Origin of the sequence: Massilia sp., assembly GCF_046293535.1 — a bacterium.
In the GTDB taxonomy this organism is placed as follows: Bacteria; Pseudomonadota; Gammaproteobacteria; order Burkholderiales; family Burkholderiaceae_D; genus Telluria.
Genome location: NZ_JBKBOV010000047.1, coordinates 25,551 through 40,825, shown reverse-complemented (window position 1 = coordinate 40,825; position 15,275 = coordinate 25,551). Strand labels below are relative to the sequence as shown.

Sequence of the window (15,275 nt, the reverse complement as noted above, 5' to 3'; positions counted from 1 at the left end):
AGGGCCCCGGTTGGGGCCCTTTTCATTTTCTGGCGGAGAGGGTGGGATTCGAACCCACGGTACGGTCACCCGTACGCCTGATTTCGAGTCAGGTACATTCGACCACTCTGCCACCTCTCCTGAATCGGTGCTGCGTGGTCGCGTAAGCGAGGCCGCATTATAGCGGCTGTTTCAGGTTTGTGGAAGATGAAATTATTCCACTGCATGGCTTTCCTGTTAGTGGGGCGCAATAAAATTACACGGCAGGCATCGGGGAGAAATAATATTTCATTACTGGCCCGCTTGCGCGGAGAGCTTACGCAGAAGCCAACAGGGCCCCGTTGAGGGGCCCCGTTGGCTGGTGGGATTCGCCCACGTGCCGCAGGCCGCTTTGGCGCGAGTACGCGCCAAGCTTCGAATCCCACGCGGGAGCCCCGCAGGGGGCTCCGTCCTCTCCGCCCAAAAATAAAAAGGGCCCCGGTTGGGGCCCTTTTCATTTTCTGGCGGAGAGGGTGGGATTCGAACCCACGGTACGGTCACCCGTACGCCTGATTTCGAGTCAGGTACATTCGACCACTCTGCCACCTCTCCTAATTCGGTGCGGCGCGGTCGCTGCAAGAGACACGCATTATAGCGATGGTCTTGTGAAAACGGAAGAGCAAATTCAGCCCGCGCCGAAAAACCTGATTCCGCCGACTCAGGCGGCCGGAACCAGGCGCTCCAGTCCACCCATGTAGGGACGCAGCACTTCCGGAACGATCACGCTGCCGTCGGCCTGCTGGTAGTTCTCCAGCACTGCAACCAGCGTGCGGCCCACGGCCAGGCCGGAACCGTTCAGGGTGTGCAGCAGTTCCGGCTTGCCGGCCGCGTTGCGGAAGCGCGCCTGCATGCGGCGCGCCTGGAAGGCTTCGCAGTTCGACAGCGAGGAGATCTCGCGGTAGGTGTTCTGCGCGGGCAGCCACACTTCCAGGTCGTAGGTCTTGGCCGCCGAGAAGCCCATGTCGCCGGTGCACAGCTGCATCACGCGGTACGGCAGGCCCAGCGAGGTCAGGATGAACTCGGCCTGGCCGACCATCTCTTCCAGGGCCGCGTAGGACTGCTCCGGATGCACCACCTGGACCAGCTCGACCTTGTCGAACTGGTGCTGGCGGATCATGCCGCGGGTGTCGCGGCCGTAGCTGCCGGCCTCCGAGCGGAAGCACGGGGTGTGCGCGGTCATCTTGAGCGGCAGCTGGTCGAGCGCCACGATCTCGTCGCGCACCACGTTGGTCAGCGAGACCTCCGAGGTCGGGATCAGGTAGAAGTTCTCGCCCTCGCCTTCCGCGCCGCCCTTCTTCACCGAGAACAGGTCGGCTTCGAACTTGGGCAACTGGCCGGTGCCGCGCAGCGAGTCGGCATTGACCATGTACGGGGTGTAGCATTCCAGGTAGCCGTGCTGGCCGGTGTGGGTGTCGAGCATGTACTGGGCCAGCGCGCGGTGCAGGCGCGCCATGCCGCCCTTCATCAGCGAGAAGCGCGAACCGGTCAGCTTGGTGGCGGTGTCGAAGTCCAGGCCCAGCTTTTCGCCGATGTCGACGTGGTCCTTCACCTCGAACTCGAAAGTGCGCGGCGTACCCACCTTGCGCACTTCGACGTTGCCCGATTCGTCCGTGCCCTGCGGAGTGGACTCGTGCGGCAGGTTCGGCAGCGCTGCGACGAAGCGCGCCAGCTTCTCCTGCACCTCGCCCAGGGCGCTTTCGTTGGCCTTGAGCTCGTCGCCCAGGCCGGCCACTTCCGCCATCACGGCCGTGGTGTCCTCGCCCTTGCCCTTCATCATGCCGATCTGCTTGGACAGCGAATTGCGCTTGCCCTGCAGTTCCTCGGTGCGCGTCTGGATCGCCTTGCGTTCCGCCTCGAGGGCGCTGAACCCGGCCACGTCGAGCTGGAACTTGCGGGTCGCCAGGCGCGCGGCGACGGTGTCGATGTCTTTGCGGAGAAGTTGGATGTCAATCATGTCGGGTTGGGCTTGCGTATGTCGAAAAATACAATTGTACCAAGCCGAAGGACAATCCTAGCGGGCGCTTTGAAAATCGGGCAAGGGGATCGATCACCGCGTGCCGGGCCTGCGCCAGCCCTTCCCCTGCATTACTTCAGGCCGGCCTTTTCGGCGACGCTCAGGCGCGGCGCCTTGACCACGACCACGTGCACGGTGGAGTCGATCAGGATCGCGGACTCCTGTTTGACCACCTCGACCGGACGGGCGGCGGCGGTGGCGTAGCTCGCGACCAGGCCCAGTGCGGCGGCGGCGAGGAAGATGGCTTCGAAGTTCTTACGGATGTTCATGGTGTGCTCCTTGCGGCGATGCGTTGTTGGTATGGTCGAACTTTAGCGACGCATCGCGGGAGTAGCCATCGACTTGCGATGAAATGCTGAAAAGGCGGCATAAAATGCAGGAACGGCGGGCCAGCCGCGATCGGGTTGGCCGGGTCCGGCATGGCGCGGCTATCCGCCCAACCTGGCGGCGGGAAGCCCGCCCGCGGCCTCGGGCGCGGGGGCACGCTGCGGCGTGGTCCGGCGCACGAAGGGCGTCATGGCGAACAGGATGAAGAGCCAGATCGGCGCTTCGTAGAAGAACATCTTCTCGTTGATCGGGACGAGCATCAGGAGCACCGAAAGGATCAATCCGTTCGCGACGAGCATGCGCCCCATGACCAGGGCAAAGGCGAGCACGACCACGATGCCGCCGCGCGTCAGCAGGTTGAAGATCATGCCGATGTCCTGGTAGTAGCAGCGCACGCAGGGATCGTTGGCGAAGCCCACGCCGATCAGCTTTTCTTCCAGGGTCAGGGCCAGCCAGGCGTTCACGCCGTCGATCCGGTGCGACAGGCTGCCGTCGTCCTGCTCGAAGAAGCGCGTCTCGAGATGCTCGAGAACGCCGGACAGCAGCATGTATGCGACCAGCGACGCGGCCAGCACCACGATATGGATCAGGCGCACCTTCGAATGCCACAGGGTGCCGAGGAGCAGCACCATGACCGGCACAAAATAGACGGACGAACCCGAATTGGTGACGAATACCGACAGCACGGCCACGAAACACAAGGCCACGAAACGGACGCTGAACGCCGAAGTCAGCATCAGGATCGCGGCCAGGCAGGCGACGTAATTGGCATAGGTGCCCGGCTCGACGTGCAAGCCGGAGAAGCGCGCGATGTTCAGGTAGTCCTCGACGAAGCGGCTGTTAGAACCGAAGATCATCTTGTGGAAGTCGAAGATCGGCGCACCCAGCAGGTGAAACATCAGCGCCTGCGCCCCGATGACGACGGCGTTGAGCAGCAGCAGCCAGGACACCGCGCTGACGAACTCCGCGCGCCACGCGAAGCTGGCCTCGTAGATGAAGACGGCCAGCACCACGTTCAGGACCACCAGCAACAGGAAGTGAAAAGGCACGGGCTTCACCACGAGCGCATGGAACACGAACATGGCGAGCGTCACCAGCACCAGCTGGCTCTCCGCCCGGAAGCGCACCTTGGTGATGACGAACAAGGGCGCGAGCGCCAGTGCCGAGACGCCCGCCGAGAAATACTTGGGGAACATGCTCGGGTTCGGCCCGCCCTGCTCGAACGGGGTAAACAACAGGAACAGCGGGATGAACAGCGCCAGGGCTGCCAGGATGCGACTGCTCCGTGCTTGTGGGTGCGCTGCCATGCTTGTCCGCCCGTGTGGAATCGGTCTCAGCCGGTCACCCGGTCGCCGTGCGCGGGCGCCACGGCCTGCGGCTCGCCGCCGGCCGGAGGACAGGGCAAGCCGGCCAGGATGCGCCCGAAGCGGTCGTAGTTGACGGCGGCGTTGAAACGCTCGTCCCAGAAGCGGCGCGCGGCGCGGCGCCAGGCGGCAGCGGCGGCGCGGTCCGCAAAGCGCGCGATGGCCGCCGCAACGGTCGCCGCGTCGGCGTCGGCCGGCACCAGCACGCCGTTGGCGCCGCCGATGATCTCCGCGCTGCCCCCGACGTCGGTGGCGACGATCGGGATGCCGACCGAGGCTGCCTCCATCAGGCTCACCGGGATGCCTTCGCTGTCGCTCACGTTGACGATGAGGTCGAAGCGCTCGTTCCGGTACAAGTCCATCAGCTCGGCCTGGGTGAGGTAGCCCTTGAACACGGCTTGCGCCCGTGCGCCCAGGCGGCGCGCGGCATGGGCCTGTACCGCTTCGAGCAGGGGGCCGTTGCCGACATGGGTCCAGCGCACCTCCAGCGCCGGATCGGCCTCGAGCAGGTGCGCGATGGCATCGACGAGCAGCGGCAGGCGCTTGCTGGCAATGACGAAGGAACACGATACGATACTCAGCGGACCGCTGCCGGGCTGCCGGTTCAGATAGCCCGGATCGTTCACCCCAAGACGCGCGAGGTGGAACTTTGCGGCCAGGTGGGCATAGTGCTGTTCCAGGTAATGCTTGCCGTGTTCCGAGATACAGTAGATCTCGTCGACATCGGCGACGATCTCGCGCCGCAGCCCGGCATAGCCGGCAGGCTTGAGTTCCTCGTACAGGTCGCCCCGGTGGGCGCGGCAGATGACCCGGATGCTGCCGCCCGAACGCCGGCTGAAGCGCGCCGCGCCCAGGATTTCGGGCACCAGCCAGTAGAAATAGATCACGTCGTAGGCGCCCTCGCCCGCCCGCGCCTGCCGTTTCAGGAAGCGCTCGAACATGTCGGCCCGGTAGAGCGCCCGCACCAGTTCCTTGACATTGGCCAGCTTGCCGGGCCGCTTCAGGATCAGCCTGAAATCGGGTAGCCAGCGGTACTTGAACAGGCTCGCCAGGAGTGCGGCGACCATCCGCGGCGCCCGCAGCGCCCCCCAGCGCCCGTCCGCGTAGGCCAGGTTGAGCGGCTGCCGGGCCGGGCGCGGCGCGGCGTCGCGGGTATAGTAACCCGGTACGATCTCGATATGGCCGAGGTGGCGCGCGACGTGTTCGAGCTCGGCCGTGATAAAGGTTTCGCCGTTCCCGTACGGGTACAGCGAGGTCACCATCAGCATTTTCCTGCTTGTCATCCTTGGTCTCCTCCGGCCGGCGCCGCTGTTTCACCGGCGCCTTCCTGTGCGATACGCCTGGCCATGATGCGCCGGTACATGAACACCGTATAAGCGGCCGTCGCCGTGAACGCCACGCTGGCCGCCAGCGCGGCGCCCCAGGCGCCGTAGGCCGGGATCGCCAGCATGCAGCCCACCCCATTCAGTACCAGGGACAATGTGGCGCCCAGGATGTTGACGCCCTGCCGGCCCATGCCCGCCAGGGAGTTGGCAATCACGTTCATGTAGCTCCAGGTAATAATTCCCGGCAACAGGACAATGAAGGGAAGCACGGCGCTCGCGTAATCCTTCCCGAAAGCCCAGGGAATCAGGACGGTCGACAGCGCCGCCGCCAGCACGCCCACCACGAGCGTGATCTTGAAGACCGCCAGCGCGATGCGCCCCACCATCTGGCGCAGCGCCGCCGGGGTGCCGTTGGCCGCCGCCGATTCCGGGAACACGACCACCGAGGCCGCGCTCGCGATCAGCCATAGCGCCTCGGCCAACTGCACCGAGAGGGCGTAGATGCCGGCCGAGGACGGGTCGAGCAGCAGGCTCACCATGTACAGGCCGACCCGGTAATTGAGAAACGTGATCACGTTGCTCAGGTGGGCCCGCAGCCCGTAGCCGATCATCCGCGCCAGGTCGAGCGCGCCTTCCGGGGGCGCGGCCGGGTAGCGCCGCACCCGCGTTTCGCTGGCCAGCCACAGCGCCGTCTGGCTCAGGATATGGCAGCTCAGCACCGTGGCGACGCTGATGGTGCCGGTGGCGCCCAGCACCAGCACGCCGGCGCAGAAGGTGAAGGGCTGGATCAGCGCCGTCTTGTTGAAGGTGGCGTAGTCGCGGGCGCCCTGGATCAGCGATACGGTCCAGGCAGCCAACAGCATGGCCGGGAACAGGAGACTGGCATACAAGGCCGTGTCCTTGCTGGTGCCGGGCAGGTAGCGCCCGATCACGGCGTCGCTGCTCAGCGCCAGCGCGAGCACGGCCATGCCCCACAGCGCGCAGGCCAGGATCCAGTTCACGCGGCGCATGGCGGCGGCGTCCGGCGTTCCGCTGCTCATGTGGTAGACGTGACTGGAAGCCAGGCCCAGGTTCAGGACCGCGTACAGGGTTTGCGGCAGCAGCAGCGCCGTCACCAGGAGGCCGTTGTGGTGGGGGCCGAGCTGGCGCGTGGTGACCCACAGCGCGACGAAGTACAGGGCGCTCGATAGCATCTGGCGCAGCACCGTCGAGCCGATGGCGGTCGAGAGGTTGCGCCGCGCATCCGGACTGCGCCCGAGCGGCAGCGACGCAAGCAGGCTCTTCATTTGGGTCAGCATTGGGCTCGTCGTCGCTGTCTGCGTGCTCGCTGTCGGGTTCGGGTGCGGATGGTGCGTGGGCGCCCAGTCCATTATCCGGACCCGTCAGCGCGACATGCTGCGCATGATCAAGCCGGCAGACGCGGCTGATCAATTGCCGTAATTAAATAAAGGTGAAATGCGGCGAAACCCGCGCCAGCGCAAGGTGCGCAATCGTGCGCAGGTTTAAGCTCGGGGTCCCGGCGGCCACGGCGCCGCGCTCATCCCGTTTTCCGAACAATGAACAAGCGAACCCTGCGGTATCCGATGATCGTCTGCATCCTGCTGGGGGCCGGCCTCGCCCTCAAGGCATGCATCTCGCTGGAGCGCCCGGTCGACCCGCGCGCCCTGTTCGTCACCCCCGGTGGCAGCGACACCAACACGGGAACGGAAGGCGCGCCGCTGCAGACCATCGGGGCCGCCGCAAAACGCGCGGTCCCGGGCAGCGTGGTCCACGTCGCGCCCGGCACCTACCGCGAGAACATCAAGTCGACGAGAAGCGGCACGCCAACGGCGCCGATACGCTACGTCTCGACGGTCAAATGGGGCGCGAAGATCATCGGAAGCGGCCCTGAAGCGGTCTGGGAAAACCATGGCGATCACGTCGAGATCGCCGGGTTCGACGTCAGCGGCAGCGGACGCAACGGCATCCTCAACTACGCCTCCTGGGTGCGGGTCCTCAACAACCGTGTGCACGACCTCGCGGTGTCGGGCGGCTGCAGCAGCAAGGGCGGCGGCGGCATCGTGTTCAGCAACTACCAGGCCTCGGACGGCGAAATCAGCGGCAATCTCGTGCACGACATCGGCGAACCCGGCACCTGTTCCGGCGTCCAGGGCATCTATTACTCCAACCTGCGCGGCAAGATTTACAACAACATTGTCTATCGCGCCTCGGCCTGGGGCATCCATCTCTGGCACGCGGCCAACAAGGTCGTCGTCGCCAACAACACGGTGTTCGCCAACGGTTCGGCCACGACGGGCGGCGGCATCGTGGTGGGTACCGGCGACGCGCCGGGAAACGTGGTGATGACGGAAACGAAGGTGATCAACAACATCGTCGCCTATCATCCGCGCGCATCGATCCGGCAGTATTGTTATCCCGGCGAGTCCTGCATCGGCGCCGACAATCTCGTCGCACACAACGTGGTGTTCGGGAATGCTGCAAAAATTGAAATGCTAGTTGGGAAGGATATTGGGACAATTACTCAAGATCCCTTATTTGTCGACTTCCGTCCCGACGGCAAAGGCGACTACCGCCTGCGCAAGAATTCGCCAGCCCGCAAGCGCGGCCTGGCCTCGCTTGCTCCGTCCACCGATATCGAAGGGGTGACTCGGCCGCGCGCGCCCGCGGTGGATATCGGCGCCTACCAGCAACCCTGAGCAAGCCATCGCCCATCGCCGGCCGCGCGCGGTCGGCGCGCGTCACGTCCCCTCCCCCTTGTCCTTGTCCCGATGCCATTCCTAGCAGTTTCCCCGGTGCGTCCTGCCGTACGGGGCGCCCTACGCCCTGGCTTCCCTGAATTGCATCCAACAATGCAATGTTCAAATAATTTTTTGAATTGGAACGCGCCTATGACGGGCTTTTCCTTTGCAAATTTTAAATAACTTTTGCGGAATTAATATCTCCAGAAAAATTTTCTCCGAAAAAATTGAACTCTTGCAGTTTCCTACCCTCAAAGGTTCGCTTTCACTTTTTTGAGAAGGAAACTCTTTAATGAAAAACGTAGTCAACTTTGCTTCGAATGCCCGTGTTAACGCAGTCCTCTGCAGCGCAGCGGTCTTGTTGACCGCTCTTGGCGCCAACGCCTACGCTGCTGATACCGTGACGGCATCCGAAGCGAGTGTTGCCGCGTCGAGCTCGGTCGACCAGGTGACCGAACTCTTCCGCACTCTGCTCGGCCGCGAGCCGGACACCGCCGGCCTCGCCTACTGGGTCGGCCACGTCAACAACGGCATGCCGCTGGAGAGCGTGCGCGTCGCCCTCATGAGCAGCCAGGAATACCAGAACCGGACGGCCGCCGCGACCAGCACCTCGTTCTACCACCTGTACGTCGCGACCACCGGCTCGGACTCGAACCCCGGCACCCAGGCACGTCCGTTCAAGACCATCAACAAGGCTGCCTCGGTCGCCAAGGCCAACACCACCGTGCACGTGGCGCCGGGCACCTACAACGGCAACGTCTCGACCAAGCTCAGCGGCACCTCGAGCGCGCCGATCCGCTTCGTGTCCGACACCAAGTGGGGCGCCAAGATCGTCGGCACCGGCAAGGAAGTGATGTGGCTGAACAATGGCAGCTACGTCGAGATCAACGGTTTCGACATTAGCGGCCCGGGCCGCCTCGGTATCCAGAACATGGGTTCGAACACGCTGGTGACGAATAACCGCGTCCACCACATCACCGTCTCGGGCGGCTGCACGGGTTCCGGCGGCGCCGGCATCGTCAACGCCAACTACAGCAGCTCGGCCGGCAACATCATCGGCAACGTGGTGCACGACATCGGCAAGCCGGGCGGCTGCAACGGCGTTCAGGGCATCTACTCGTCGAACCGCGGCAGCAAGATCATGAACAACATCGTCTACCGCGCTTCGTCCTACGGCATCCACCTGTGGCACGCGGCGACCGATTCGACCATCGCCAACAACACCGTGTTCGCCAACGGCTCGAGCGGCATGGGCGGCGGTATCGTCACCGGCGTGGGCGACAAGCCGGGCAACATCCAGCTGAAGAACACGATGGTCGTCAACAACATCGTGTACAAGAACCCGCGCCAGGGCATCTCGCAATACTGCTACTCGGGCCAGAGCTGCATCGGCTCGGGTAACGTGACCGCGAACAACCTGGTCTACGGTAACGGGTCGGCGATCTCGCTGCGGGTGGGCAGCGCTACCGGCACCGTCAACGCCGATCCGAAGTTCGTCAGCTACAACCCGACCGGCACCGGCGACTACCGCCTGCAGAGCAGCTCGCCGGCCGTGAACAAGGGCACCAAGAACCATGCCCCGACGACCGACATCGTCAACGCGCTGCGTCCGAAGGGCGGCGCATGGGATATCGGCGCCTACGAGAACTATTAATTATTATTAGTAGCTTGCCGTAGCACCCACAGCCCCACGATGGCCAGCCCATCGTGGGGCTTTCTCTTTTGCGTTCGCAATCCTTTGAATAGCGCCTGCCCGCTGTTATTCCTCACGCTCAAATCAAGGCTTATTTCGTAGATGAAACAGCCTTTATAGAAATATTATGTTTAGATAATATTTTTCTAAATTCAATTAAATGTTCTAAATCATTTTCGTTTCATCAGGTAAATATTCTTTGCGGAATTATTATCCCCAAAAAATTTTTCCGCAAAAACATTGAACTCTTGCAGTTTCCTGCTCTCAAAGTTTCGCTTTCACTTTTTTGAGAAGGAAATACCCTGATGAAAAACGTAGTCAACTTTGCTTCGAATGCCCGCACCAACGCACTCCTCTGCTGCAGCGCAGCGGTCCTGCTGACCGCTATTGGCGGAAACGCCTACGCCGCTGCCAATGCCACGGCATCCGAAGCGACTGTTGCCGCCGCGACGAGCTCGGTCGACCAGGTAACCGAACTCTACCGTACTCTGCTCGGCCGCGAGCCGGACACCGCCGGCCTCGCCTACTGGGTCGGTCACGTCAACAACGGCATGCCGCTGGATACCGTGCGCGTTTCCCTCATGAGCAGCCTGGAGTACCAGAACCGCACCGCTTCCAACGCCGATAATTCCTTCTATCACCTGTACGTCGCGACCACCGGTTCGGACTCGAACCCGGGCACCAAGGCGCGTCCGTTCAAGACCATCAACAAGGCCGCCTCGGTCGCCAAGGCCAACACCACCGTGCATGTGGCGCCGGGCACCTACTACGGCAACGTGACCACCAGGCTCAGCGGCACCTCGAGCGCGCCGATCCGCTTCGTGTCCGACACCAAGTGGGGCGCCAAGATCGTCGGCAGCGGCAAGGAAGTGATGTGGCTGAACAACGGCAGCCACGTCGAGATCAACGGCTTCGACATCAGCGGCCCGGGCCGCCTCGGTATCCAGAACATGGGCTCGAACACGCTGGTGACGAATAACCGCATCCACCACATCACCGTCTCGGGCGGCTGCACGGGCTCCGGCGGCGCCGGCATCGTCAACGCCAACTACAGCAGCTCGGCCGGTCACATCATCGGCAACGTGGTGCACGACATCGGCAAGCCGGGCGGCTGCAACGGCGTCCAGGGCATCTATTCGTCGAACCGCGGCAGCAAGATCATGAACAACATCGTCTACCGCGCTTCGTCCTACGGCATCCACCTGTGGCACGCGGCGACCGATTCGATCATCGCCAACAACACCGTGTTCGCCAACGGCTCGAGCGGCATGGGCGGCGGTATCGTCACCGGCGTGGGCGACAAGCCGGGCAACATCCAGCTGAAGAACACGATGGTCGTCAACAACATCGTGTACAAGAACCCGCGCCAGGGCATCTCGCAATACTGTTACTCGGGCCAGAACTGCATCGGCTCGGGCAACGTGACCGCGAACAACCTGGTCTACGGTAACGGCCGGGCGATCTCGCTGCGCGTCGGCAGCGCCACCGGCACCATCAGCGCCGATCCGAAGTTCGTCAGCTACAACCCGACCGGCAATGGCGACTACCGCCTGCAGAGCGGCTCGCCGGCCGTGAACAAGGGCACCAAGAACCATGCCCCGACGACCGACATCGTCAACGCGCTGCGTCCGAAGGGCGGTGCATGGGATATCGGCGCCTACGAGAACTACTAATCATTCATAGTAGCTTGCTGTAGCACCCACAGCCCCACGACGGCCAGCCCATCGTGGGGCTGTTTCGTCAGGCCCCGCCCGCCTCGTCGTCGAGGCTGCGCAGGAAGGCGAGCTTCTCGGCGATCTTCGATTCGACCCCGCGCGGCACCGGCCGGTACCAGCCAGGCTCGCGCATCCCGTCCGGCAGGTAGGTCTCGCCCGCCGCATAGGCATGCGGCTCGTCGTGGGCATAGCGGTAGGCGTGGCCGTAGCCGAGTTCCTTCATCAGCTTGGTCGGCGCGTTGCGCAGATGGACCGGGACCTCGCGCGACTTGTCCTTCTTCACGAAGGCCATCGCTTCGTTGAAGGCGTTGTAGCCGGCGTTGCTCTTGGCGGCGATCGCCAGGTAGACCACGGCCTGGCCGAGGGCCAGTTCGCCTTCCGGCGAACCGAGGCGCTCGTAGGTCGTGGCGGCATCGTTGGCGATCTGGAGCGCGCGCGGGTCGGCCAGGCCGATGTCTTCCCAGGCCATGCGCACGATGCGGCGCGACAAATACTTGGCGTCGGCGCCGCCATCGAGCATGCGGCACAGCCAGTACAGGGCGGCGTCCGGATGCGAGCCGCGCACCGACTTGTGCAGCGCCGAGATCTGGTCGTAGAAGTTGTCGCCGCCCTTGTCGAAGCGGCGCGCGTTGAGCGTCAGCGCGTTCTCGACAAATTCCGCGGTAATGCGGGTAATGCCTGCAGTATCGGCGGAGGTCTTGGTCTGCTCGAGCAGGTTGAGGAAGCGGCGCGCGTCGCCGTCGGCATAGCCGACCAGGGTGTCGATCGCGACTTCGTCGAACACCAGGTGCTGCAGCACGCGCTCCTGGGCGCGCGTCAAGAGCTGGCGCATCTCCTCGTCGCTCAGCGCCTTGAGCACGTAGACCTGCGAGCGCGACAGGAGTGCCGAGTTGACCTCGAACGACGGATTCTCGGTGGTGGCGCCGATCAGGGTCACCAGACCCGATTCCACGAAGGGCAGCAAGGCATCCTGCTGCGACTTGTTGAAGCGGTGGATCTCGTCGATGAACAGGATGGTGTGCTTGCCCTGCCGCAGGTAGTGCTCGGCCTGCTCGACGGCGGCGCGGATGTCCTTCACCCCGGACAGGACCGCCGACAGCGCGATGAACTCGCAGTCGAAGGCATAGGCGGTCAGGCGCGCCAGCGTGGTCTTGCCCACGCCCGGCGGGCCCCACAGGATCATCGAATGCGGCTTGCCGGACTTGAACACCAGGTTCAGCGGCTTGCCGGGGCCGAGCAGGTGGCTCTGGCCGATGACTTCGTCGATGGTGCGCGGACGCAGGGCTTCGGCCAGCGGCGGGGAGGGTTCGGTCTTGAAGAGGTCATCCATGATGCGTTCCCGGGGCGGTCAGCGGAGAGATGAGAAACAGCGCGGAATAAAGCGAATGGTTGTGCATGCGCCTAGTGTAATCGATAGGCGTCCCGGGGGAGGATGGACAAAAGGCGCGACCAAATGGACGGAAGTGTCGTCAGTCCTCGGCCAAGCCCAGACGAGCCATTCATCACAGCGACGAGGCAGCGGTCGGGGGCTCGCTAACTTCAGCACGCGCGATTTCTTTTACAACAAACTGCCGGATGAGTTAGAGTCGGTGCGACCGAATCATCAAGAGCAGGCCTGTCTGCGGTGAAAGGCTCGATGTCGACATGAATGAAATGGACGGGAAGATGGAAAAGAAGGCCGGCGTCGTCAACGTCTTCGATGCGCCGTACCGCAGCTGGTCCAAGCGGAAGACGACGCCGGAAGAGGCACTGGAACTAGTAGAGCACGAGGGCTTGGCGTGGATCGAGGCACTGGAGGTGAACGACAAGCTCATCGAGGAGGTTGCCACTCATGTGCAAGCGGCAAGTCGCATGCTTCGCATACGTGCCGACAACAGCCTGGAATGGCATGTCGACAGGGCTCTCGACAACAGTACCGCGTATCGCCAATTGCGCGAGCAGATGCCGGAACACGTACCCGAAGCTCTCGATGCATACCAGAGCTCCTATCCCGAATACGATCGTATTGCCGTCGACGAGGCCATCAATACTTACGGCATTGAGATCGCAGAGGGACAAGTCTTGTTTCACGGCGGTCACTGGGCGAGCGCAGCTCACACGCTCACGACGTCGCGTCCGTTTTCAACCTCGTTCTGTCCCCAGGTAGCCCTTCGGAATGCCGAGTGGCGGGGCAAGGCCTATGACGCTGGGCGGGTGGACTTGATGGTGGTTCGCGTAGCGCAGCCAAAGACCAAGGCATACGCCTATGGCCGGGAGGGAAATCACGGCAACGAAAAGGAAATCGTCTTTGCTAGCGGGGCACAGCTGAAGCATGTGCGCGAAACGCACATCGCTGACGTCGCTGTAAGAAAGGTAATTTCTGGCATTCGCGAGCACGAGAAGGTGGTACCTGCTTATGTTATTGAAGTCGAAATCAGTTGATCAAGCGGACAGCACGGCAATGTGCAACACCATTTCCATGGAGCACGCCGCCCCCGTCCTGATGATCCAGGACGTCTGGTCCAGGTGGACCAAGGCCTCGCGCGCCGCCGCCGATGCCGGGACCCGGCTGGCCGTGCCGCGCGTGCATCGCCTGCCCATCCTGAGCGGCGAGGCCGCCATCCGCCACGAGGTGGCGGCGCTGGAAACGGACGGCTTCGAACCGCGCCATCTGGTGCGCACCCTGGACGATCCGGCCTGGGCCCATGACCGCCCTGCCCGGCCGGACAACCTGAAGGCCTGGCGCGTGGGCGAGGGATTCGCCGTGTCCCTGTTCCGGCCATGGGACAGCATGCTGACGACCAAATGGCCGGCCTGGCTGGCTTCGCCCCTGTTCGAAGGCGGGCTGGGCGACGCGGTCCGGATCGACTGGAACGGGCGATTCCGCGCCTCGGTCTCCGGTTCGAACCGTTCCTATTTTTATGAGGAACACACTGTCTGGGTCACCCTGCAGGCCGCGCCGACCGACGCCACCTTCCTGACGCTGGAAGCAAGCAAGCACATCGACCTGCGCACCACGATCTATTGAACTCAGCGAACTCAGGGCTTGCCGACGTAGAGCACGATCTTGCCGACCGCCCTGCCGCTTTCGCTCAGCGCATGGGCTTGCGCGATGTCTTCCAGCGCGAACTCGGCGCCGACGACCGGCCGCAGCTTGCCGCCATCGACCATCGCAGCCAGCCTGTCGAGCACCGGCGCGTTCGGCCCGATGAAGACGAAGCCCGCGCGCACGCCCATCGCGGCTGCCCTGGCCTCGTCCGGCGGGCTGATGATCGACACCTGGATGCCGCCCGGCGTCAAGAGCGGCCACGAGGCTTCCTGCACCTCGCCGCCGATGGTGTCGAACACGGCATCCACCGGCTCGACGGCGTCCGCCACTTTCGTCGTGGTGTAGTCGACGAACTGGTCGACGCCGAGGGACTCCACCAGCGCGCGGTTGCGGCCGGATGCGGTGGCGACGACGATGGCCCCGGCCGCCTTTAGCAACTGGATCGCCAGCGAACCGACGCCGCCGGAGCCGGCGTGGACCAGCACCCGCTGCCCGGCGCGGACCTGGGCGGTGTCCATCATCGCCTCCCAGGCGGTGATCCCTGCCAGCGGCAGCGAGGCCGCCTCGACGTGGGAAATGGTGCGTGGCTTGCGCGCGCACTCAGTGGCGCGGATGGCGACGAACTCGGCGTAGGTGCCGTTGCGCGCCAGGTCGGGCCGCGCGTAGACCGCGTCGCCGACCTGCCACCGCGTCACATCGCTGCCGCTTGCCACCACCACGCCGGAGACGTCCCAGCCGAGGGTCAGCGGCATCCGATGCGGGATCATCCGGGCCAGGTAGCCGGCGCGGACCTTCCAGTCGACCGGGTTGATCGAGGCCGCCACCACGCGCACCAGCACGTCGTCGGGGCCGATGTCGGGAACGGGGATCTCGTCGAGGGAGAGGACTTCGCGTCCTCCGTACCGATGGATACGTACTGCCTTCATGGGCGCTCCTTGTGCGCGTCTAACAATTTCCCTCATGGCTGCGTTGCGTCGTCTCGCCGTACTAGCGTACTGTCTTCGACGACGCGCCTTGCCCTGATGGTTTTGTCAGCCGCTCCTTTGGCCTGCC

Annotated in this window: 12 protein-coding genes and 2 tRNA genes; 5 read left to right on the top strand and 9 right to left on the bottom strand. The window is 63.9% G+C overall.

All coding sequences use genetic code 11. The annotated features are described in order from the left end of the window. Positions 1-30: 30 nt before the first annotated feature. From ACK4S9_RS19940 to ACK4S9_RS19910, 7 genes are all read right to left on the bottom strand, one after another. Positions 31-120: transfer RNA gene (locus ACK4S9_RS19940), tRNA-Ser, on the bottom strand. 360 nt (positions 121-480) lie between these two features. Continuing rightward, positions 481-570 (bottom strand) — tRNA-Ser (locus tag ACK4S9_RS19935). A gap of 106 nt (positions 571-676) precedes the next feature. Further along, a complete protein-coding gene (gene serS / locus ACK4S9_RS19930; RefSeq protein ID WP_409729155.1) occupies positions 677-1,972 on the bottom strand; it encodes a serine--tRNA ligase in 1,296 nt (431 codons plus the stop codon). Between the two features lie 131 nt (positions 1,973-2,103). Further along, positions 2,104-2,301, bottom strand: coding sequence for a hypothetical protein (locus ACK4S9_RS19925; protein WP_409729153.1), 198 nt, complete (start codon positions 2,299-2,301; stop codon positions 2,104-2,106). Between the two features lie 159 nt (positions 2,302-2,460). Beyond that, the gene (locus tag ACK4S9_RS19920; protein WP_409729151.1) at positions 2,461-3,666 is read right to left on the bottom strand and encodes a hypothetical protein; all 1,206 of its coding nucleotides are present in this window, start codon (positions 3,664-3,666) and stop codon (positions 2,461-2,463) included. A gap of 26 nt (positions 3,667-3,692) precedes the next feature. After that, positions 3,693-5,006: a glycosyltransferase gene (locus ACK4S9_RS19915; protein ID WP_409729149.1), complete on the bottom strand. Its 1,314-nt coding sequence runs from the start codon at positions 5,004-5,006 to the stop codon at positions 3,693-3,695. Then, complete coding sequence (locus tag ACK4S9_RS19910) at positions 5,003-6,346, bottom strand: polysaccharide biosynthesis C-terminal domain-containing protein (protein WP_409729147.1); 1,344 nt, start codon at positions 6,344-6,346, stop codon at positions 5,003-5,005. Before ACK4S9_RS19910 ends, ACK4S9_RS19915 begins: the two co-directional genes overlap by 4 nt. A gap of 258 nt (positions 6,347-6,604) precedes the next feature. Here ACK4S9_RS19910 and ACK4S9_RS19905 point away from each other — a divergent pair, with 258 nt between their 5' ends. From ACK4S9_RS19905 to ACK4S9_RS19895, 3 genes are all read left to right on the top strand, one after another. Further along, positions 6,605-7,744 (top strand): choice-of-anchor Q domain-containing protein, encoded by a 1,140-nt coding sequence (locus tag ACK4S9_RS19905; protein WP_409729146.1) that lies wholly within the window; start codon positions 6,605-6,607, stop codon positions 7,742-7,744. A gap of 400 nt (positions 7,745-8,144) precedes the next feature. Continuing rightward, positions 8,145-9,440 carry a choice-of-anchor Q domain-containing protein gene (locus tag ACK4S9_RS19900; protein ID WP_409729144.1) on the top strand — a complete coding sequence of 432 codons (1,296 nt, stop codon included), beginning with the start codon at positions 8,145-8,147 and terminating at the stop codon, positions 9,438-9,440. Between the two features lie 344 nt (positions 9,441-9,784). Continuing rightward, positions 9,785-11,152 carry a choice-of-anchor Q domain-containing protein gene (locus ACK4S9_RS19895; protein ID WP_409729142.1) on the top strand — a complete coding sequence of 456 codons (1,368 nt, stop codon included), beginning with the start codon at positions 9,785-9,787 and terminating at the stop codon, positions 11,150-11,152. 67 nt (positions 11,153-11,219) lie between these two features. Here ACK4S9_RS19895 and ACK4S9_RS19890 read toward each other — a convergent pair whose 3' ends face one another. Then, positions 11,220-12,524, bottom strand: a complete 1,305-nt coding sequence (locus ACK4S9_RS19890; protein ID WP_409729140.1) for a replication-associated recombination protein A — start codon at positions 12,522-12,524, stop codon at positions 11,220-11,222. A gap of 314 nt (positions 12,525-12,838) precedes the next feature. Between ACK4S9_RS19890 and ACK4S9_RS19885 the strand changes: the two genes are divergently transcribed. Together ACK4S9_RS19885 and ACK4S9_RS19880 are read left to right on the top strand one after the other, a co-directional pair. Beyond that, entirely contained in the window at positions 12,839-13,615 is a 777-nt protein-coding gene (locus ACK4S9_RS19885; protein WP_409729138.1) for a hypothetical protein, read from the top strand. Between the two features lie 19 nt (positions 13,616-13,634). Next, positions 13,635-14,201, top strand: coding sequence for a hypothetical protein (locus ACK4S9_RS19880; RefSeq protein ID WP_409729137.1), 567 nt, complete (start codon positions 13,635-13,637; stop codon positions 14,199-14,201). 11 nt (positions 14,202-14,212) lie between these two features. On the opposite strand, the gene ACK4S9_RS19875 is transcribed toward ACK4S9_RS19880, so the two are convergent. Next, positions 14,213-15,148 (bottom strand): NADP-dependent oxidoreductase, encoded by a 936-nt coding sequence (locus ACK4S9_RS19875; protein ID WP_409729135.1) that lies wholly within the window; start codon positions 15,146-15,148, stop codon positions 14,213-14,215. Positions 15,149-15,275: the final 127 nt, after the last annotated feature.

Bases quoted from the DNA above. Each gene is read 5' to 3' on its own strand.
- serS (WP_409729155.1), bottom strand. From the start codon at position 1,972: ATGATTGACATCCAACTTCTCCGCAAAGACATCGACACCGTCGCCGCG.
- ACK4S9_RS19925 (WP_409729153.1), bottom strand. From the start codon at position 2,301: ATGAACATCCGTAAGAACTTCGAAGCCATCTTCCTCGCCGCCGCCGCA.
- ACK4S9_RS19920 (WP_409729151.1), bottom strand. From the start codon at position 3,666: ATGGCAGCGCACCCACAAGCACGGAGCAGTCGCATCCTGGCAGCCCTG.
- ACK4S9_RS19915 (WP_409729149.1), bottom strand. From the start codon at position 5,006: ATGACAAGCAGGAAAATGCTGATGGTGACCTCGCTGTACCCGTACGGG.
- ACK4S9_RS19910 (WP_409729147.1), bottom strand. From the start codon at position 6,346: ATGCTGACCCAAATGAAGAGCCTGCTTGCGTCGCTGCCGCTCGGGCGC.
- ACK4S9_RS19905 (WP_409729146.1), top strand. From the start codon at position 6,605: ATGAACAAGCGAACCCTGCGGTATCCGATGATCGTCTGCATCCTGCTG.
- ACK4S9_RS19895 (WP_409729142.1), top strand. From the start codon at position 9,785: ATGAAAAACGTAGTCAACTTTGCTTCGAATGCCCGCACCAACGCACTC.
- ACK4S9_RS19890 (WP_409729140.1), bottom strand. From the start codon at position 12,524: ATGGATGACCTCTTCAAGACCGAACCCTCCCCGCCGCTGGCCGAAGCC.
- ACK4S9_RS19885 (WP_409729138.1), top strand. From the start codon at position 12,839: ATGAATGAAATGGACGGGAAGATGGAAAAGAAGGCCGGCGTCGTCAAC.
- ACK4S9_RS19880 (WP_409729137.1), top strand. From the start codon at position 13,635: ATGTGCAACACCATTTCCATGGAGCACGCCGCCCCCGTCCTGATGATC.
- ACK4S9_RS19875 (WP_409729135.1), bottom strand. From the start codon at position 15,148: ATGAAGGCAGTACGTATCCATCGGTACGGAGGACGCGAAGTCCTCTCC.